This window comes from Jezberella montanilacus, assembly GCF_003003055.1.
Taxonomy (GTDB): domain Bacteria; phylum Pseudomonadota; class Gammaproteobacteria; order Burkholderiales; family Burkholderiaceae_B; genus Zwartia; species Zwartia montanilacus.
In genome coordinates this window covers 1-18,261 of record NZ_PVTV01000016.1, presented here as the reverse complement: position 1 = coordinate 18,261, position 18,261 = coordinate 1, and the positions used below count along the sequence as shown (strand labels likewise).

Annotated in this window: 20 protein-coding genes and 1 tRNA gene; 4 read left to right on the top strand and 17 right to left on the bottom strand. The window is 51.4% G+C overall.

Annotated elements, in window-relative coordinates; all coding sequences use genetic code 11:
- Nucleotides 1-27: 27 nt before the first annotated feature.
- The 12 genes from hemE to BCM14_RS12170 all read right to left on the bottom strand — a co-directional run bounded on the left by hemE (nt 28) and on the right by BCM14_RS12170 (nt 10,478).
- The gene (gene hemE, locus BCM14_RS12225; RefSeq protein ID WP_106228329.1) at nt 28-1,119 is read right to left on the bottom strand and encodes a uroporphyrinogen decarboxylase; all 1,092 of its coding nucleotides are present in this window, start codon (nt 1,117-1,119) and stop codon (nt 28-30) included.
- 38 nt (nt 1,120-1,157) lie between these two features.
- Nucleotides 1,158-1,946 (bottom strand): helix-turn-helix domain-containing protein, encoded by a 789-nt coding sequence (locus BCM14_RS12220; RefSeq protein WP_106228328.1) that lies wholly within the window; start codon nt 1,944-1,946, stop codon nt 1,158-1,160.
- A 196-nt stretch (nt 1,947-2,142) separates the two neighbouring features.
- Entirely contained in the window at nt 2,143-2,568 is a 426-nt protein-coding gene (locus BCM14_RS12215; protein ID WP_106228327.1) for a F0F1 ATP synthase subunit epsilon, read from the bottom strand.
- Nucleotides 2,569-2,577: 9 nt separating this feature from the next.
- The gene (gene atpD / locus BCM14_RS12210) at nt 2,578-3,978 is read right to left on the bottom strand and encodes a F0F1 ATP synthase subunit beta (RefSeq protein WP_106228326.1); all 1,401 of its coding nucleotides are present in this window, start codon (nt 3,976-3,978) and stop codon (nt 2,578-2,580) included.
- A gap of 54 nt (nt 3,979-4,032) precedes the next feature.
- Complete coding sequence (atpG, locus tag BCM14_RS12205; protein ID WP_106228325.1) at nt 4,033-4,938, bottom strand: F0F1 ATP synthase subunit gamma; 906 nt, start codon at nt 4,936-4,938, stop codon at nt 4,033-4,035.
- A 100-nt stretch (nt 4,939-5,038) separates the two neighbouring features.
- Nucleotides 5,039-6,580 (bottom strand): F0F1 ATP synthase subunit alpha, encoded by a 1,542-nt coding sequence (atpA, locus tag BCM14_RS12200; protein WP_106228324.1) that lies wholly within the window; start codon nt 6,578-6,580, stop codon nt 5,039-5,041.
- A gap of 30 nt (nt 6,581-6,610) precedes the next feature.
- Nucleotides 6,611-7,162, bottom strand: a complete 552-nt coding sequence (locus BCM14_RS12195; protein ID WP_106228323.1) for a F0F1 ATP synthase subunit delta — start codon at nt 7,160-7,162, stop codon at nt 6,611-6,613.
- Nucleotides 7,163-7,177: 15 nt separating this feature from the next.
- On the bottom strand, nt 7,178-7,648 hold the full coding sequence (locus BCM14_RS12190; RefSeq protein ID WP_106228322.1) for a F0F1 ATP synthase subunit B: 471 nt from the start codon (nt 7,646-7,648) through the stop codon (nt 7,178-7,180).
- Between the two features lie 137 nt (nt 7,649-7,785).
- On the bottom strand, nt 7,786-8,028 hold the full coding sequence (gene atpE, locus BCM14_RS12185; protein WP_106228321.1) for a F0F1 ATP synthase subunit C: 243 nt from the start codon (nt 8,026-8,028) through the stop codon (nt 7,786-7,788).
- A 98-nt stretch (nt 8,029-8,126) separates the two neighbouring features.
- The gene (gene atpB / locus BCM14_RS12180) at nt 8,127-9,008 is read right to left on the bottom strand and encodes a F0F1 ATP synthase subunit A (RefSeq protein ID WP_106228320.1); all 882 of its coding nucleotides are present in this window, start codon (nt 9,006-9,008) and stop codon (nt 8,127-8,129) included.
- A 90-nt stretch (nt 9,009-9,098) separates the two neighbouring features.
- On the bottom strand, nt 9,099-9,593 hold the full coding sequence (locus BCM14_RS12175) for an ATP synthase subunit I (protein WP_106228319.1): 495 nt from the start codon (nt 9,591-9,593) through the stop codon (nt 9,099-9,101).
- A gap of 108 nt (nt 9,594-9,701) precedes the next feature.
- Nucleotides 9,702-10,478: an enoyl-CoA hydratase gene (locus tag BCM14_RS12170; RefSeq protein ID WP_106228318.1), complete on the bottom strand. Its 777-nt coding sequence runs from the start codon at nt 10,476-10,478 to the stop codon at nt 9,702-9,704.
- Between the two features lie 40 nt (nt 10,479-10,518).
- Between BCM14_RS12170 and BCM14_RS12165 the strand changes: the two genes are divergently transcribed.
- From BCM14_RS12165 to ttcA, 3 genes are read left to right on the top strand one after another with little or no spacing between them, the layout of a single operon-like run.
- The gene (locus BCM14_RS12165) at nt 10,519-12,330 is read left to right on the top strand and encodes a M61 family metallopeptidase (protein ID WP_375318486.1); all 1,812 of its coding nucleotides are present in this window, start codon (nt 10,519-10,521) and stop codon (nt 12,328-12,330) included.
- Nucleotides 12,323-13,417, top strand: a complete 1,095-nt coding sequence (gene mnmH, locus BCM14_RS12160; RefSeq protein ID WP_106228316.1) for a tRNA 2-selenouridine(34) synthase MnmH — start codon at nt 12,323-12,325, stop codon at nt 13,415-13,417. The genes BCM14_RS12165 and mnmH overlap by 8 nt, the downstream gene beginning before the upstream one ends.
- Nucleotides 13,418-13,419: 2 nt before the next feature.
- Nucleotides 13,420-14,316, top strand: coding sequence for a tRNA 2-thiocytidine(32) synthetase TtcA (ttcA, locus tag BCM14_RS12155; protein WP_106228315.1), 897 nt, complete (start codon nt 13,420-13,422; stop codon nt 14,314-14,316).
- Here the strand turns inward: ttcA and grxD are convergent.
- Genes grxD through hemA form a run of 4 tightly spaced genes read right to left on the bottom strand, consistent with a single transcriptional unit; the run spans nt 14,306 to nt 17,871 of the window.
- Nucleotides 14,306-14,632, bottom strand: coding sequence for a Grx4 family monothiol glutaredoxin (grxD, locus tag BCM14_RS12150; protein WP_106228314.1), 327 nt, complete (start codon nt 14,630-14,632; stop codon nt 14,306-14,308). The two genes, ttcA and grxD, sit on opposite strands and share 11 nt — an antisense overlap.
- Before the next feature lie 51 nt (nt 14,633-14,683).
- On the bottom strand, nt 14,684-15,499 hold the full coding sequence (prmC, locus tag BCM14_RS12145) for a peptide chain release factor N(5)-glutamine methyltransferase (protein ID WP_106228313.1): 816 nt from the start codon (nt 15,497-15,499) through the stop codon (nt 14,684-14,686).
- A complete protein-coding gene (gene prfA, locus BCM14_RS12140; protein WP_106228312.1) occupies nt 15,499-16,581 on the bottom strand; it encodes a peptide chain release factor 1 in 1,083 nt (360 codons plus the stop codon). The genes prmC and prfA overlap by 1 nt, the downstream gene beginning before the upstream one ends.
- A gap of 15 nt (nt 16,582-16,596) precedes the next feature.
- The gene (hemA, locus tag BCM14_RS12135) at nt 16,597-17,871 is read right to left on the bottom strand and encodes a glutamyl-tRNA reductase (RefSeq protein WP_106228311.1); all 1,275 of its coding nucleotides are present in this window, start codon (nt 17,869-17,871) and stop codon (nt 16,597-16,599) included.
- Nucleotides 17,872-17,978: 107 nt separating this feature from the next.
- Here hemA and BCM14_RS12130 point away from each other — a divergent pair.
- A tRNA-Phe gene (locus BCM14_RS12130) sits at nt 17,979-18,054 on the top strand.
- Between the two features lie 63 nt (nt 18,055-18,117).
- Here the strand turns inward: BCM14_RS12130 and BCM14_RS12125 are convergent.
- Nucleotides 18,118-18,261: transposase (locus tag BCM14_RS12125; protein WP_146129772.1), on the bottom strand; the 144-nt coding region annotated here is incomplete at its 5' end.

Sequence of the window (18,261 nt, the reverse complement as noted above, 5' to 3'; positions counted from 1 at the left end):
CAGTCGGCGCATTGCCCTAGCTTCGTTTTAGGTCTTTTTTGCTGTTGACACATGAAAATCGGCACTATATCTATGCACCTCATCAACCAGCCAAGTAACAGCCTCTGGTGGTGTGTATTGGGATATACCGTGACCTAGATTAAATACATGGCCACCTGCGCTCGTCGCACCAAAGGAATCAATGACTCGTCTGACCTCACTGCGGATCGCAGTCTCGCTTCCAAAGAGGGTCATGGGATCTAAATTGCCTTGCAACGCTACTCGATCGCCGACAAGGCGTCTTGCCGCTGCTAGATTGACCGTCCAATCTAGCCCGACGGCATCACAGCCACTATCCGTAATCTGGCTCAACCACTGCCCACCGCCTTTGGTAAACACGATAACCGGTACTTTGCGGCCCTCGCGCTCTCTGACGAGCAGATCAATGACGAGCCGCGTGTAGGCAAGAGAAAATTGCTGAAACAACCCGTCCGCCAACACGCCACCCCAACTATCAAAAATCATGACAGCTTGAGCGCCTGCGTTTATTTGAGCATTTAGATAAACTGCCGTCGTCTCGGCGTTAATTTGAAGAATACGGTGCAGCAGATCAGGGCGGCTATAGAGCATGGTTTTAATCAGCTGATAATCGTCGCTTCCCTTGCCCTCGACCATGTAACAGGCAAGCGTGAAGGGACTGCCTGCAAAACCAATCAAGGGGACGCTGCCATTGAGGTTTTGTCGAATAGTACTAACTGCATCGAAAACGTATTTGAGCTTGTTTAGGTCGGGTACAGCCAGTTTGTTGACATCGTCCTCGTGGCGGATTGGGTGAGCAAACCTGGGGCCCTCGCCTTGGGCAAAGGACAACCCTAGACCCATGGCATCGGGTACTGTCAGAATGTCTGAAAAAAGGATGGCCGCATCGAGATCGTAACGCTGTAGCGGTTGCAACGTGACTTCGCAAGCATAGTCGGGGCTCGTCGCTAGTCCCATGAAACTGCCTGCACGGGATCGGGTGGCGTTGTATTCGGGCAGATAACGTCCAGCTTGTCGCATCAGCCAGACGGGCGTATACGGAACAGGATCGCGATTCAATGCTCGAAGAAACACATCATTTTTTAGCGCAACGGAGGGCACGAAGATCCTTTGTTCAGACTGGAAAGCGACCCCGTATTCTACTCTTCTGCGGAATGAGGACGGTAGTCACTTGCATCAATCTCATGCTTGCGCATGAGTGCCCAAAATGCACGTCGATGCTTGTTTGAAAATCGCGCCGCCATAGCAATATTGCCTCTGTGCTTAGTCAAGGCGCGAGTAATATAAATGCGTTCGAACTCATCAACAACAAGGGATTTAGCGTTGCGAAAAGACTCGTGACGGCTCTGATGGCCTTTGATAATCTTGGTTACACCGGCGTACCCGGCAAGCAGTCTCTGGCCCGCACTCTGCGGCCTCGAAGGATGACAAATGAAGCCAAAGTTCGGATCTGGCTCTCTGAAGGATATTGGTTTGGGCATTCGTGCTGCCAAAGTCAACAGTCTGGCCCGAAATTCTTCGGGGCAGATTGGCAAACGAACAAAATCTGCCATGCCCAGATCCATCAGATCCTGCATCGCGGCCGATTTCAGCTTATAGAACACACCCATCAACGGCGTGAAGGGCCCTCGCGGAATACTAGCCAGGGTGAGTCGAGACCAGGCCAGTGTTGCGTGCGATACGGGCACTACACATACGTCATATCTGCGAAGTGCTACGCCTTGCTGTGCTAACGCGTTGGTGGGCAGGTGGACGGGCGAGTCTGGCATCAGATTCGCTGGCGGCTCTGTGTGGACGGCTTGTTGTTCCCAGTCAAGGCCGTGTATGGTGATGCGGTTCATTGCTGCTGCAGCTTCTTGCAGCACACCCGGCATCCAGTTGGCGTGGGCGTTGAGGTTGAGTACAGCACAATCTATCAGTTGACGCATGCTTGCTATCCCTGTGTTGGAAGAACGTCAAGACTAGGGCGAAAGCGTCAAGATATGTATTCGGAATCAACGCAACAGGACAACCACGTAGCGGATACAGGACTTTGAAAGTCTAAAAAAAAACACGCCATCTCTGGCGTGCTTTTTTCGCAAACAGATTCGAATCAGCGCTGCAACCTGATCGAACTAAGACGAATTAATGAGAGTGCTTTTGCTCTAAGTAGCGACGAGCCGCACTGGCTTGTGCAGCAAGCATTTCCAACTCGGCTTCAACAACTGCTATCGTGGCCTTGTCAGTCGCCTTGCGCAATGATTCTTCTGCATGCTGACGAGCAGCCAATGCTTTCGCTTCATCAAGGTCTTCACCACGAATGGCCGTGTCAGATAAGACCGTGACATGGCCAGGCTGGACCTCAAGCAGACCACCAGCGACAAAAATCAATTCTACCGAGCCGTTTTCATTGGTGATGCGAACGGTACCCGGACGGATACGCGAAATGAGGGGCGTATGGCCAGGCAAAATACCTAGCTCGCCTGACTCACCTGGCAGAGCAACAAACTTGGCTTCGCCAGAGAAGAGAGATTTCTCTGCACTGACGACATCCACTTTCAAGAGGGCCATAGGGATTCCTTATTGGATTTTCTTGGCTTTCTCGAAGGCTTCATCGATGGAACCAACCATGTAGAAAGCCTGCTCAGGCAGAGCGTCACACTCGCCTGACACGATCATCTTAAAGCCACGCAAGGTCTCTGACAATGGCACGTACTTACCAGGCGAGCCGGTAAACACTTCAGCGACGTGGAAAGGCTGTGACAAGAAACGCTGGATTTTGCGAGCACGTGAAACAGACAACTTGTCTTCTGGAGACAATTCATCCATACCCAAGATCGCAATAATATCGCGGAGTTCTTTGTAGCGCTGCAAGGTCTGCTGAACGCCGCGGGCAACGTTGTAATGCTCTTCACCCACGACATGTGGATCAAGCTGACGGCTCGTTGAGTCCAGTGGATCAACTGCAGGATAGATACCCAAGGCAGCGATATCACGAGACAACACAACAGTTGAATCCAAATGTTGGAAAGTCGTTGCTGGTGATGGATCAGTCAAGTCATCAGCAGGCACGTAGACAGCCTGGATTGATGTAATGGAGCCGGTCTTGGTTGAGGTAATGCGCTCTTGCAACACGCCCATTTCTTCAGCCAGTGTAGGTTGATAACCCACTGCTGAAGGCATACGACCCAGAAGAGCTGACACTTCAGTACCAGCCAGGGTGTAACGGTAAATGTTGTCAACGAAGAAGAGAATGTCACGACCTTCATCACGGAATTTCTCGGCCATTGTCAAACCAGTCAGTGCTACGCGCAGACGGTTGCCTGGAGGTTCGTTCATTTGGCCGAACACCATCGCCACTTTGTCAAGCACGTTGGACTCTTCCATCTCGTGGTAGAAGTCGTTACCCTCACGAGTACGCTCACCCACACCAGCGAACACTGACAAACCGCTGTGCTGCTTAGCGATGTTGTTGATGAGCTCCATCATGTTCACGGTTTTGCCCACGCCTGCACCGCCGAACAAACCAACCTTACCGCCTTTTGCAAACGGGCAAACCAGGTCAATCACCTTAATACCGGTTTCAAGCAACTCGACCGAAGGTGATAGCTCGTCAAACTTAGGGGCGGGTTGGTGAATGGCGCGCAACTCATCGCTAGCGATTGGCCCAGCTTCGTCGATCGGGCGACCCAGGACGTCCATAATACGACCGAGTGTGCCGGTTCCGACTGGAACCGAAATCGGCGCGCCAGTTTTAGCGACGCTCATGCCACGACGTAAACCGTCGCTTGAACCCAACGCAATCGTGCGGACAACGCCGTCGCCAAGCTGTTGTTGGACTTCAAAGGTGAGGCCTTTTTCTGCGAACGCCGATGTCTCGTCCGTCAGTTTGAGGGCTTCATAAATATTGGGCATTTGATCGCGGGGAAACTGAATATCCACCACGGCGCCGATGCACTGAACGATGCTTCCGTTGCTCATGTCTGTTCCTTAAATATAACTAACTGATGGGATACCTTACAGTCGTCTAACCAATTAGACGGCTGCGGCTCCCCCCACGATTTCTGAAATTTCCTTGGTAATAGCAGCCTGACGAGTCTTGTTATAGACAAGTTGAAGGTCACCAATCACTTTCTTGGCATTGTCGGACGCAGCCTTCATCGCCACCATCCGTGCAGATTGCTCTGACGCCATACTTTCTGCAACGCTCTGGTAAACCAAGCCTTCTACGTAACGCTGCAACAACTCGTCAATAACAATTTTTGCATCGGGCTCGTACAAGTAATCCCAACCATGGTCTGGTTGCGATTTCTCTGTTTCAGTGGCACTTTCAGTTGCGACCACATAGGGATCGGCCAACTTGCCAGGCAGCGGCAATAACCGGATGAATACTGGCTCTTGCTTCATGGTGTTGACGAAACGATTCGTCGCCAGGTAAAGCGCATCTATCTTGCCCTCTAGGTAAGCATCAAGCTGCACTTTAATCGCACCAACCAGACGATCAAGTGATGCAACATCCCCCAGCTGAGTTTCTTGTGAAACCACTTTGGCATCAATTCGGGTCAAGGTACCCAGGCCTTTGTTACCAAAAGCCGTGAACTGGCTGCCAATGCCCTTCTCAGTGAATTCACGAAGGCGGGCCAGCACCAAACGCATCACGTTTGTATTCAGACCACCGCATAAACCTTTGTCTGACGTAACAACCATTACGCCGGCATTTTTGAGCTCGCGCTCGGTCAGAAAAGGATGGTGATAGTCCGGCGTGGCTTCCATCAGATGACGCGCCATTGAGAGGACTTTTTCGGCATAGGGACGACCGGCTCGCATGCGATCCTGCGCTTTACGCATTTTCGATGCAGCCACCATCTCCATGGCCTTGGTGATCTTGCGCGTATTTTGTACGCTCTTGATCTTGGTTCGGATTTCCTTAATTCCTGCCATTTCGCTTCCTGTGTCAGACCTGTCGTGCAGGGATCAGACCATCTGCTTTGCCATCACCTAGAACCAACTTTGATTCAAGGTGATCGCCATAGCGGGTTCCTTAATAGCTACCGTGCTTTTTAAACTCTTGCAGGGCAGCAACCAGTTCAACTTCATCGTCTTTTGACAGTTCTTTCGAGCTCTCGACGCGCTGGATAAAGTCGGCATGCTTAGCTTTGAGATGGTCTTTAAGGCCCTTCTCAAAAGCCAACACTTGCGACACGTCAACATCATCCAGATAAGCGTTATTGACTGCGTATAGAATCACACCGAGCTCCCAAACTTGGAGAGGCTGGTACTGAGGTTGCTTGAGCAGCTCGACCACGCGCTTACCGCGCTCTAGCTGACGACGGGTCGCGTCATCAAGGTCAGAGGCGAACTGAGCAAAGGCTGCCAGTTCACGATACTGGGCCAAGTCGGTACGAATGCCACCTGACAGCTTCTTGATGATCTTAGTTTGAGCCGCACCACCCACGCGAGATACCGAAATACCTGCGTTGATCGCTGGACGCACACCGGCGTTAAACAGGTCGGTCTCAAGGAATATCTGGCCATCTGTAATCGAAATCACGTTAGTCGGCACAAAGGCTGAAACGTCACCAGCTTGTGTTTCGATAATTGGCAAGGCGGTCAACGAACCGGTCTTGCCTTTAACCGCACCGTTGGTGAACTTCTCTACGTAAGCCTCGTTAACACGAGCAGCACGCTCGAGCAGGCGTGAGTGCAGATAAAACACATCGCCAGGATAAGCTTCGCGGCCTGGTGGGCGACGCAATAGCAATGACACTTGGCGATAAGCAATCGCTTGCTTGGTCAAATCGTCATAAACAATCAGTGCATCTTCACCGCGATCGCGGAAGTATTCACCCATTGTGCAACCAGCGTAAGCAGACAAGTACTGCATGGCAGCCGAGTCGGATGCGGTAGCCGCGACGATCACGGTGTATTCCATCGCGCCAAACTCTTCGAGCTTGCGCAACACGTTATTAATCGTCGACGCTTTTTGACCAATTGCGACATAAACGCACTTAACGCCTTTGCCTTTCTGGTTAATGATGGCATCCACTGCAACTGCAGTCTTACCAGTCTGGCGGTCACCAATGATCAGTTCGCGTTGACCGCGACCGATAGGCACCATCGAATCGATGGATTTCAAGCCAGTTTGCAAAGGCTGCGACACGGATTGACGAGCAATCACGCCAGGCGCAACCTTTTCGATAATGTCGGTTTCTTTAGCGTTGATTGGACCTTTACCGTCGATCGGCACGCCCAAGGCGTTGACGACACGGCCAAGCAACTCGGGGCCAACCGGCACTTCTAAGATGCGGCCGGTTGCCTTAACCGGGTCGCCTTCAGAGATGCTGGTGTAATCACCCAGAATCACAGCACCAACCGAATCACGCTCAAGGTTCAATGCCAAACCGAAAACGTTGTTAGGAAACTCAAGCATCTCGCCTTGCATCACGTCTGACAAACCGTGAATACGGGTAATACCGTCTGTCACCGACACGACGGTACCTTGAGTACGAATATCAGACGACGTACCAAGACCTTCGATCTGGTTCTTGAGTAGTTCGCTGATCTCTGATGGATTAAGTTGCATGTTCAGACTCCTGAAATCTTTTGACCGGCGTTATGCGGCCAGCTTATCGCGCATGCGCTGAAGCTGAGCTTGCACGGATGTGTCGAGTACTTGATCACCCACTACAACACGGACACCACCGATCAAGGCAGAGTCAATGATGACGTGGGGCTTGAGCTTCAGGCCAAACTTTGGTTCTAACAGTTTGATCAAATCGGCCACTTGCTCATCAGACATCGGGAAGGCGCTGGAAATCACTGCCTCAGCAATGCCATCCGCCTTATCTTTCAGCGCGCGAAACTGCGCTGATATTTGTGGCAGAAGCGACAAACGGTCGTTTGAAACAAGCAGCTCAATAAAATTTTGAATTGCCTGATCAACTTTAGACTTAGTTAAACCAAAACTGACGCCGAGAAGAATGCCACCTCGTTTGGCATCCTCAATGCGAGGATCGCCCAAGGAGGCCTTGACATCAGGCGTCTCAGCTATGTCTGCCAGCACCTGGACCTGTTGGGCCCAAGCTTGGAGCTTCGCCTTATCATGATTCGCCGCTGCGAAAAGTGCTTCGGCGTACGGGCGGGCAACGGTGGAGAGTTCTGCCATTTTGGTCCCGAAAAATTAAAGCTCAGCTTTAAGTTGCGCGAGCAACTCAGCATGCGCACTTGCGTTAACTTCACGCTTCAGGATCTGCTCGGCGCCTTTTACCGCCAGATCAGCAACGTCGTTACGCAAAGCATCGCGGGCGCGTTGCACTTCCTGTGCAGCGTCCTGTTTTGCTTGAGCAACAATCCTTGCCCTTTCAGCTTCAGCTTCAGCACGAGCTTGCTCGACAATTTGAGCACCGTGCTTTTCAGCATCGGTAATTCGAGTGTGCAGCTCGGATTTAGCAGATGCCTCCATCAGACCGATACGCGCCTGTGCCTGGGCTAAATCAGCCTTGCCTTTTTCGGCAGCTGCTAAGCCATCAGCAATTTTGTGACGTCGTTCGTCGATTGCCTTTATCAGGGGTGGCCAGATGAATTTCATCGTGACCCAGCCCAAAATAAAGAACACGATCATCTGGAAAAAGATCGTCGCGTTCAGATTCACGGTCGCTTCCCTTTCACATCATGGGCCTTTCCAGCGTTTATGCAGCCAGAAAGGCACCTATCTAAAAACCACCGGACTGCCGAAGCAAGTCTGTGGCACGATTGTCGGCCCAATCAGGCCGACTTAAGCTGTCTGACTTAGGCGCCGAACGGGTTCGCAAAGGCGAACAACATGGCAATACCCACACCAATCAAGAACGCGGCATCAATCAGGCCAGCCAACAGAAACATCTTGGTCTGCAAGGCATTCATTAATTCTGGTTGACGTGCAGAAGCTTCGAGGTACTTACCACCCATCATGGCGATACCGATACACGCACCGAGTGAACCGAGACCGATAATCAAACCGCAAGCAAGAGCAACGAGAGCGACGTTGGACATGACAACTCCTTGTTTAGTATCTAAAGAAACAGAAAATGAAAAATAAAACCACTACACATATATTCAGCGAATGCCAGGACTGAACCCAGCACCCCGAATCAGTGACCTTCGTGAGCCTGACCTACATAAACCAAGGTCAGCATCATAAAAATAAATGCTTGCAACAAAATGATCATGATATGAAACAGTGCCCACACTGAGCCCGCCAAGATCTGACCAATACCCAAGCCGATACTCATTGCATTAAAGCCTGTCCATGCGCCGCCCAGCAAGGCGATCAACATAAACACAAGCTCACCCGCAAACATATTACCGAACAGCCGCATACCCAGGGAGACCGACTTGGCCGCGTACTCGATCAAATTGAGCAGAAAGTTGACCGGTGCCAAAATAACAGCGGCAATGCCGTGACCGTGAAATGGGGCAGTGAAGAGTTCTTTAACAAAACCGAGTGGATGCTTGATTTTCATCCCATAAAACAGCATCAGCAACAGGACGCCCAACGACATACCCAGTGGAATATTCAAATCAGCTGTCGGCAGGATACGGTGGAAGTAAAACGGATCGCCGTGATGATGCCCCAAGCCAAACAGGTGAAAAAGCGTACCTGGCAAATCAACAGGTACCAGATCCAGTGTATTTAATAACGCAATCCAGACAAAAACCGTCAAAGCCAAAGGCGCCACAAATTTTCGTGTTGCTTCGCTTGGAACAATGCTTCGCGCCTGAGTGTCAACCATCTCGACCAGCATTTCAACGGCGCCCTGGAAGCGGCCTGGTACGCCAGCAGTCACGGCACGTACCACCAGCCACATTACAAACAGGAACAGCAATCCCATCGCGCTCGACCAGAATATCGAGTCGTAGTTGATCACTGAAAAATCGGCGATGATTTTTTGCTTCTCGCCGATGTTATTGAAATGCACTAAGTGATGCTGGATATACTCAGCTTGGGGAGACACTTCGCCGGAAGCAGACATATTTCACTCAAAAAAAACTGGCCAAGGACAAAACCCGAAACATCAGGCACTCGTGACTTATCGTGCGCAGAACTTCACCCACTTCACTCACTAACGCTTGATACCCTCAACGCACATAATTAAAAAATATGACTTAAGTGTTGCTATCAGTGCGATCACCACATACAGCCAATTAATACGATCACCACCAAACCGCCCCACCAAAAACAACAGCACCAAGGCACTCAACACTTTTGCAAACTCACCGACAAAGAATACAAAGAAATCTGTACCCTTTGCGCCGTAAGTACCTAGCAACAAGCGCAATGCAAACAAGGTGTTGGGCAAAAAATACGATGCAAAGCCAGCCAATGCAGACAAACCCGCGCTGTAGCCGCCTATGGCAACGGATAAACCAACAACCAAAAAACCCACAACGGCTTGGCTCAAGATCACCTTTATCAAGTCTCGCCTGGCCCGACCGTCGATTTGACGCTTTACTTCAACTGGCAAATCTAGTGGTGCTTCAGATACGCGATCTATGTAACCAAAAAGACCCTGAGTTAAAGCAGGTGGCTGCTCGGATTTGTGTTCTGGCAGCGTCATTAGGGTTTTATCCAATCGACTATCGGAAAGCCACAGGAGTATAGCGGATTTTTTCACTACACCGCAAACTACGCGTGTGCACCACTACTCTCCGTGGCGGTTTAACGGTTACTGATGGCGAAACACAGGCTTACGCTTTTCGACAAAAGCCGCCATCCCTTCTTTTTGATCATCGGTGCCAAATAGCGCATGAAAGTTCCTGCGCTCGAACAAGATCCCCTCGGCCAGGCCTGACTCATAGGCACGATTGATACTCTCTTTAGCCATAATGGCGGAGGGCAGGGACATGCCTGCAATGATTGTCGCCGCTTCAATCGCTTCGTCAAGCATCTTGTCGGCAGCGACGACCCTCGAGACCAGCCCTGAACGCTCGGCTTCAGCCGCATCCATCATTCTGCCGGTCAGACACAGATCCATTGCCTTTGCTTTGCCTACCGCGCGTGGCAAGCGCTGGGTGCCGCCTGCGCCGGGGATGACGCCTAGTTTAATTTCAGGCTGTCCAAACTTGGCCGTATCAGCCGCGATAATGAAATCGCACATCATCGCCAATTCGCAGCCACCGCCCAAAGCATAGCCGGCCACAGCGGCAATAACAGGTTTACGCACTCGCTTGATGGTTTCCCAGTTGCGGGTAATGTACTCATTTTTGTAGACATCCATGAAAGACCAGTCTTTCATAGCACCGATATCGGCGCCCGCCGCGAATGCTTTTTCACTACCTGTGATCACAATCGCGCCGATCTCATCAGTGGCTTCAAAGGCCAGCAGCGCAGCACCAAGTTGATCCATTAAGTCGTTATTTAAAGCATTAAGGGCTTTGGGTCGATTTAAGGTGATCAAGCCCACACGGCCACGGGTCTCACTAAGAATTAGCGCTTCGCTCATTGTCTGCTCCAACAGTTATTAGAAAAATGTGAAATAAGATATCGAAATGAAACTTAAACCCATACTTTACAACTTAGTGCCTTTCGACCCTGCGGGACATCACTTCAAGGTGACGATGACCATAGCGGATCCAGATCCTAAAGGCCAGATCGTTTCGCTACCTGCCTGGATTCCCGGTAGCTATCTTATTCGCGACTTTGCCCGTCAAATCGAAACCATCACCGCAAAATGTCGAAGTGCCAAAGTGCCGCTCACCAAGACTGATAATCATACTTGGCGCGCTGCGCCTTGCACGGGATCTCTCGTCATCAGTATTGTTGTCTATGCCTGGGATTTATCGGTTCGCGGCGCGCATCTTGACGAAGCGCATGGCTTTGTCAACGGCACCAGCGTTTTTTTATGCGCTAAAGGGAAAGAAGCTAACCCCTGCCTGCTCACAATCGAGGGCTTACCCAATCGTGGGGGTGCCTGGAGGGTTTACACCAGCTTACCCCCTGTTCTTTCGCTGAATGCAGAGAAGTCGCGACTCGTATCGCGCTCAGAACCAGCACATTATCGAGCCAATAACTACGACGAGCTAGTCGATCATCCCATTGAAATGGGGCGACCTCAAGTGGCCCGCTTCAAGGCTTGTGGCGCCGAGCACGAAATGGTCTTTACAGGCCTCATTCCTAACCTCGACATCAAGCGGATCACCCAGGATGTCAAAAAGATCTGCGAAGCGCAAATACGTTTTTTTGAGCCAGAGACTGGTCTGGCTCCGTTTTTAGACAGCGCCCTGAAGTATGTATTTCTAACGACTGTGGTTGGTGACGGCTATGGTGGCCTTGAACATCGTGCCTCCACTGCGCTGATTGCCGCACGCAAAGATCTGCCGGTAATTGGCCAAGCAAAAGCTCCTGCTGGCTATGCGACCTTTCTGGGCTTAGTCAGCCACGAATATTTTCACACCTGGAACGTCAAACGAATAAAGCCGGCCGCGTTTGCCCCTTACAACTTCGCCCGCGAAAATCACACAAGCCTGCTTTGGTTATTTGAGGGCTTTACGTCTTACTACGACGAATTATTCTTGCTGCGAAGCGGCATCGTCGACAAAAAAGACTACCTGACCGCGCTGGGCAAACAAATAAGCACCGTCTGGGCGACGCCCGGTCGCCACAAGCAATCCGTTGCACAAAGCTCATTTGATGCATGGACTCGTTATTACAAGCAGGATGAAAACTCTGCTAACGCCATTGTTAGTTATTACTCAAAAGGCGCGCTGATTGCTTTAGGCCTGGATTTAAAAATTCGCCAAGACAGCGCCGAACGGTTCAGTCTCGATGATGTGATGCGGGCCTTATGGCAACAGTTTGGCAAGAACTTCTATCGCGCGGTGGGTCAAGGTATCGCCGAAAAAGCCTTTGTCAAACTGGTTCGCGAAACCACAGGCGTGGAGGTGTCCGACGAGATCAGTCGCTGGGTTGATGGCACAGATGACGTTGAACTGAACAAGCTGTTTGCCCGGCAAGGGATTGAATTGATTTGGCAAAACTCGACCACTTTGCCAACGATGAATGTACGCGTTCGAAAGCAAGGAGATCAGTTGATTCTGGCTCAAGTACTTGAGCACGGCGCAGCGCATCGCGGAGGCCTGTCAGCGCTTGATGCGCTCGTTGCGATTGATGGGTTGAAAGTGGAGCCGAATCAGGCATCATTTGATCAGCTACTCTCAGCCTATCAGCCTGGCGATCGTGTTGAGGTGCATGTCTTCCGTCGTGACGAGCTTAGGCAATTTACCGTTGAACTAGCGCCACCGCCTCTGAGCGACTGCGTACTGAAAGTGGCTGCGGAGGCATCCTCGCGTGCGTGAAGATAGCGAAGATTTCAAAAGTATCCTGCTCGGTAACTTGCCACTGCTTGATGTTCGCGCACCGGTTGAATTCGAGCAAGGTGCCTTCCCCAATGCAGTCAATATCCCACTGATGAATGATGAGGAGCGCCAACAGGTAGGACTTCGTTACAAACAGGCTGGCCAGGACCACGCAATCAAGCTTGGACACCAACTTGTGACAGGTGCAACAAAAGACGAGCGAGTAGCTCAATGGCTGGCATTCGCCCGGTCGAACCCCACAGGTTATTTGTACTGCTTTCGAGGCGGGCTGCGATCGAGGATTTCGCAACAATGGCTTAAAGAGGCCGGTCTTGATTACCCTCGCATCATTGGTGGCTATAAAGCGCTGCGCGGGTTTCTAATCGAGTCACTACAGCAAACCGTTGCAAGTTCTCACTTCACCTTGGTTGCGGGCCTAACGGGAAGTGGCAAAACACAAATCATTCACGCACTCAGCGCGGTCGTTGATCTTGAGAAGCTAGCTCACCACCGTGGCTCAAGTTTTGGGAAGCATGCAACCGAACAACCAGTTCAAATCAACTTTGATAACAATCTCTCGATCGCTTTGCTCAGACTGAGCGCCCAAGGTGTGACACGGATCGCAGTCGAGGACGAATCCCGTTTGATTGGTAAGTGCGCTTTACCCATCCCCATGCGAGATGCCATGAGCGCGAGCGCACTGGTGTGGGTAGCTGAATCGATCGACGCGCGCACCGGCCGTATCCTGCATGATTATGTTGAAGATCTCGGTGCACAATTTGTTCGGCTACTTGGCGCGGAGCACGGCTTTGAAGCGTTCTCGGTACGATTGCTTGAAAGTCTCAAGAACTTGTACAAACGTCTGGGCGGAGAGCGTCATACAAGACTAGAATCAGCCATGAAGGACGCACTTCGCATCCAACACGCAACTGGTGAAATTGACGCACACCGTCTTTGGATAAAACCGTTGCTGACTGAATACTACGATCCCATGTATGTGCATCAACGAGAAAGTAAGTCGTCAAGAATTATTTTTGAAGGCGATTTAAACGAAGTGATTGAACACTTTAAGCGCCTGGGCTATTGAATATGACCGTCACCGCTGAAAAAGAACGACTAGAGCAAAATAAGCTTGCTAAACGCCTGACTCGTGAGGTTGGTCGCGCCATCGCTGACTACAACATGATCGAAGCAGGCGATCGCGTGATGGTCTGTGTGTCAGGCGGAAAAGACTCCTTTGGCATGCTGGATATTTTGCTCACTCTGAGAGAGCGCGCACCGGTCGATTTCGACATCGTCGCGGTAAATCTTGATCAGAAGCAACCGGGGTTCCCGGCAGAGGTGCTGCCAGAGTACTTACGCGCACGTCACATACCGTTTCATATTGAAACCCGAGATACCTACTCTATTGTGAAACGCTTGATTCCCGAGGGCAAGACCACATGTTCCTTGTGTTCACGACTCCGGCGAGGCAATCTGTACCGGGTTGCCAAAGAGCTCGGCGCGACAAAAATTGCCTTGGGCCATCATCGCGATGATATCTTGGCAACTTTTTTTCTGAATCTGTTTTACGGCGCAAAGCTAAAAGCCATGCCGCCAAAATTGATCTCTGACGATGGATGCAACATCGTCATCCGCCCGCTCGCCTATGTGCCGGAAACCGATCTGATCGCATACTCTCAGTGGAAAAAATTCCCCATCATCCCTTGCGATTTATGTGGGTCTCAAGAAAACCTCAAACGCCAGGAGGTATCGCGCATGCTGGCGGATTGGGATAAAAAATATCCAGGCAGAGCCTGGAATATTTTCAAATCACTGTCGAATATTGCCCCATCGCACTTAATGGATAGCAACCTGTTTGACTTCACAGGTTTGAAACCAGATGGTAGCGCCAAGGCTGACGGCGATACGGCATTCGATCCGCCTGAGTTGCACCTCACAGCGCCGAGCGAACATTCAGTCTCGTTCGCTTCGCTTAAACGGTAGCGCCTGCCTGCTCTAGCGCTTGTTTCAGCTCGCCGGCCTGATCCATCTCTGTCATGATGTCAGAACCGCCAATGAACTCGCCCTTGATGTAGAGCTGAGGGATGGTTGGCCATTGCGAAAATGTCTTGATGCCCTGACGAACTTCTTCGTCTTCAAGGACATTAACGGTCACAAGTTTGGTGACACCACTCTCTTTCAGCATTTGAATGGCTTTAGCTGAAAAACCGCATTGAGGTGCTTGTGCTGTGCCTTTCATGAACAGCACGACTGGGTGCCCTTCAACGGTTTCGCGAATAAAAGTTTGAACGTCGCTCATGATTTACCTAAAAAATAGAAGTTGTTACATTTAAACAGTCTAAATTCAATGTTAGTACAAACAGCCGCCTGTGACACGGGGCTGACCAGCCAAATCGTGGTGAGTTTTTATTGCGTCAAAACCCGCCAAACCTAATAAATCCTGAACCGTGCTCGCCTGTTCATAGCCGTGCTCAAGCCACAATTGCCCACCAGAGGTCAAATACTGCACTGCGCCGCTAATGATGGTTTTGATATGACTCAAGCCGTCCCCGTCGTCTGTTAGCGCATGCCGAGGCTCAAATCTGAGATCGCCTTGCAGCAGATGCTCGTCATTACTTGCAATATACGGCGGGTTGGACACAATCACATCAAATCGCCCCTCTGGCGGTAGGGCTTCATACCAATCGCCCTGCCACCATTGAATCTTTGCGCCAAGCGTCATTGCGTTGGCCTGAGCGATCGCCAGGGCGTCTGCGCTGAAATCTGTCGCCGTCACACGAACATTGGGCCGCGCGAGCGCAATGGAAATAGCGATGGCACCACTCCCTGTGCCTAAATCCAGCAGAGACGAGGCTTGAACGACCTCAACGGCTACCAACCCCAGTTCTACCAGAAGCTCCGTATCGGGGCGCGGAATGAGCACATCTGATGAGACTTGCAACATATGCCCTCTGAATTCACGCTGCCCTACGAGATGTGCCATCGGGTGGCCTTGGCGCCTCTTGGCAGCTAAAGACAAAAACGCTGCAGTCACTTCCGGAGACAAGGGATCCGTGTCGTGCGCAAGTAACCACGATCTGGGCTGTTTTAGGACGAACTCAAGCAACATCCGACCCTCTAGTCTTGGCAAGCCAGACATCTGCAGCAATGTCTGGACGGTTTGCATCAGATATCGTCTCCTAGGGCGGCCAGCAGCTCAGCCTGATGTTCTGCGATCAACGCGTTGGTCAACTCGTTGAGATCACCTTCCATGATGGCACCTAACTTATAAAGCGTCAGATTGATCCGATGATCAGTCATGCGCCCTTGAGGGAAGTTATAGGTGCGGATTCGCTCTGAGCGATCACCAGATCCAACCAAACTTTTACGCTGGGCAGCTTCTTTATCTTGCCGCTCACGGGTGACTTTATCTTTTAACCTTGCGGCTAAAACCTGCATGGCCTTGTCTTTATTACGATGCTGCGAGCGGTCGTCCTGACATTCGACGACCAGGCCTGTCGGCAGGTGAGTGATACGAACAGCAGAATCGGTCTTATTAATGTGCTGACCACCTGCACCGCTTGCCCGAAAGGTATCAATGCGCAATTCGCTCGGGTTGATCACGATATCAGTCGCTTCGTCGGCCTCTGGCATGACGGCCACAGTGCACGCAGAGGTGTGAATACGCCCCTGAGCTTCGGTCGCTGGCACTCGTTGCACACGATGGGCGCCTGACTCGAACTTGAGCCTACCGTACGCGCCCTCGCCGTCGAGACGGACGATCACTTCTTTATAGCCACCAAGTTCTGACGGGCTTTCTGACATGAGTTCGACTTTCCAGCCATTTTGCTCGGCAAAGCGGCTGTACATGCGCAGCAAATCGCCTGAAAACAACGCGCTCTCATCCCCGCCCGTGCCAGCTCGAATCTCTAAGAAGACGCTTCGGCCATCGTCGGGGTCTTTGGGGAGCAGCTGCAATTGCAGTTCGGCTTCGAGTTTTTCGATTCGCTGTTTGCAATCTTCGATTTCATCCAACGCCATGGTTTTCATGTCTGGATCATCCAGCATTTCTTTGGCGCCTTGCAGGTCAGCTTCGGCAGTTTCGAACAGTTCGAACGCTCTGACGACAGGCTCAATCTCAGATCGCTCACGTGACAATTTACGAAATTGACCCATGTCACCTGCCGAATCTGGCTCGGATAACATCGCGTCAATATCGATCAAACGACGAGAAATGTGCTCGAGACGAGCACGCATAGATGCTTTCATAGAGGAGTAGCGCCGCTAACGGCGGCCTTTACCAAGAGGGAACAGACGAGGAAGCCAAGACAGCAGTTGTTGTCGATCAGCGTCTTCACTTTGATGCAAGGCAGCGAGTGTGCCATGCAGGTATTTTTGTGTGAGCCCGTGAGCCAGTTGTTCTAGCACCGCGTCGGGTGATTCACCTTTAGCAAGCAATCGTTTAGCACGGTCGAGTTCGGCTGTTTGAACCAACTGAGCCGATGCTTGCAGATCACGAATAATTGGCACGTTCGCCCGTTGCTGCATCCAGTGCATAAAGTTGAGCACTCGACTGTCAATAATCGCTTCTGCTTGAAACACAGCAGCCTGGCGTGCTTCATTGCCCGACTGAACAACAGCCCCCAAGTCATCCACCGAATACAGATAGACATCATCTAACCTGGCTACCTCAGGCTCAATATCACGCGGTACCGCAAGGTCGACCATCACAATTGGTTTGCGACGACGCAGCTTAGTGGCACGCTCGACCATCCCAAGCCCGAGGATTGGCAAGGTGCTGGCGGTACAGGATACGACAACGTCGAACTCGGCCAGACGGTCAGGTACCTCTGAGAGTTTCATGGTTGATGCGGCAAAGCGCGCAGCCAAAAGCTCTGCTCGCTCTGCGGTTCGATTGGCGACGACGATCTTTAACGGTTCACGGGCCGCAAAATGGGTCGCGCAAAGTTCGATCATTTCGCCTGCACCAATAAACAGGACTCGAGACTCCTTAAGATCACCAAACACGCGCTCGGCGAGCTTTACTGCGGCGGCGGCCATCGACACGGACTGAGCACCAATCGCGGTGGTTGACCGAACTTCTTTAGCCACCGAAAAAGTGCGCTGAAACATTTGATGCAACAAGGTGCCGAGTGCACCCGCTTCGTCAGCTGTGCGAACAGCGTCTTTCATCTGCCCCAAGATCTGGGGTTCGCCCAGCACCATCGAGTCTAATCCGCTAGCAACCCGAAAAGCATGGCGCACTGCACGGTCTTTATTGAGCAAATAAATGTGGGGTTTTAGATCACCGGCCTCGATCTGATTAAAACTAGCCATCCAGGCGGGCAACTGCTCTGCCACGTGCGGCTCAGCCGCACAGTAAACTTCGGTGCGGTTACAGGTCGACAAGATCGCTGCTTCTTTGACCGCCCCGCCAAAGGCTTCTCTCAGCGCACTTAACGCGGGCCTAACTAAGTCTTCGGGCATAGAAACCCGCTCGCGAACCGAGACCGGTGCAGAGACATGATTTAACCCAAGAGCAAGAACGTCGACCGTCATAACAAGCCAGTTGATCAAGTTAGTTCGCTATTATAGGTCGCATTGCCCAGTCGCCGCACACTCAATGCAAGTGCCCTAGATTTCATGTACACTTACGCCCTTCATGTGGCCTGGTAGCTCAGTCGGTAGAGCAGAGGATTGAAAATCCTTGTGTCGGTGGTTCGATTCCGCCCCGGGCCACCATCTGATTTCGGGCTCTACCCCATTAACGGGGGATGAGCAGTATTCATTAAACAACAGCACTCATCAAACACGGCTAAATACGCCGTTCCAACCGCAGTGGGCCAAGACCCTCAGCCGGTAATTTTCAAAATTTCTAAATCCGTATGCCCTTCGGGACATCATTTCCATTTTAGTGTGGAATCCTTCGGTGATCCCGTTTGATTGTGA

Excerpts from the sequence above, each read along its gene's own strand:
- BCM14_RS12220 (WP_106228328.1), bottom strand. The coding sequence starts at position 1,946 with ATGCGTCAACTGATAGATTGTGCTGTACTCAACCTCAACGCCCACGCC.
- BCM14_RS12215 (WP_106228327.1), bottom strand. The coding sequence starts at position 2,568 with ATGGCCCTCTTGAAAGTGGATGTCGTCAGTGCAGAGAAATCTCTCTTC.
- atpD (WP_106228326.1), bottom strand. The coding sequence starts at position 3,978 with ATGAGCAACGGAAGCATCGTTCAGTGCATCGGCGCCGTGGTGGATATT.
- atpG (WP_106228325.1), bottom strand. The coding sequence starts at position 4,938 with ATGGCAGGAATTAAGGAAATCCGAACCAAGATCAAGAGCGTACAAAAT.
- atpA (WP_106228324.1), bottom strand. The coding sequence starts at position 6,580 with ATGCAACTTAATCCATCAGAGATCAGCGAACTACTCAAGAACCAGATC.
- BCM14_RS12195 (WP_106228323.1), bottom strand. The coding sequence starts at position 7,162 with ATGGCAGAACTCTCCACCGTTGCCCGCCCGTACGCCGAAGCACTTTTC.
- atpE (WP_106228321.1), bottom strand. The coding sequence starts at position 8,028 with ATGTCCAACGTCGCTCTCGTTGCTCTTGCTTGCGGTTTGATTATCGGT.
- atpB (WP_106228320.1), bottom strand. The coding sequence starts at position 9,008 with ATGTCTGCTTCCGGCGAAGTGTCTCCCCAAGCTGAGTATATCCAGCAT.
- BCM14_RS12175 (WP_106228319.1), bottom strand. The coding sequence starts at position 9,593 with ATGACGCTGCCAGAACACAAATCCGAGCAGCCACCTGCTTTAACTCAG.
- BCM14_RS12170 (WP_106228318.1), bottom strand. The coding sequence starts at position 10,478 with ATGAGCGAAGCGCTAATTCTTAGTGAGACCCGTGGCCGTGTGGGCTTG.
- ttcA (WP_106228315.1), top strand. The coding sequence starts at position 13,420 with ATGACCGTCACCGCTGAAAAAGAACGACTAGAGCAAAATAAGCTTGCT.
- grxD (WP_106228314.1), bottom strand. The coding sequence starts at position 14,632 with ATGAGCGACGTTCAAACTTTTATTCGCGAAACCGTTGAAGGGCACCCA.
- prmC (WP_106228313.1), bottom strand. The coding sequence starts at position 15,499 with ATGCAAACCGTCCAGACATTGCTGCAGATGTCTGGCTTGCCAAGACTA.
- prfA (WP_106228312.1), bottom strand. The coding sequence starts at position 16,581 with ATGAAAGCATCTATGCGTGCTCGTCTCGAGCACATTTCTCGTCGTTTG.
- hemA (WP_106228311.1), bottom strand. The coding sequence starts at position 17,871 with ATGACGGTCGACGTTCTTGCTCTTGGGTTAAATCATGTCTCTGCACCG.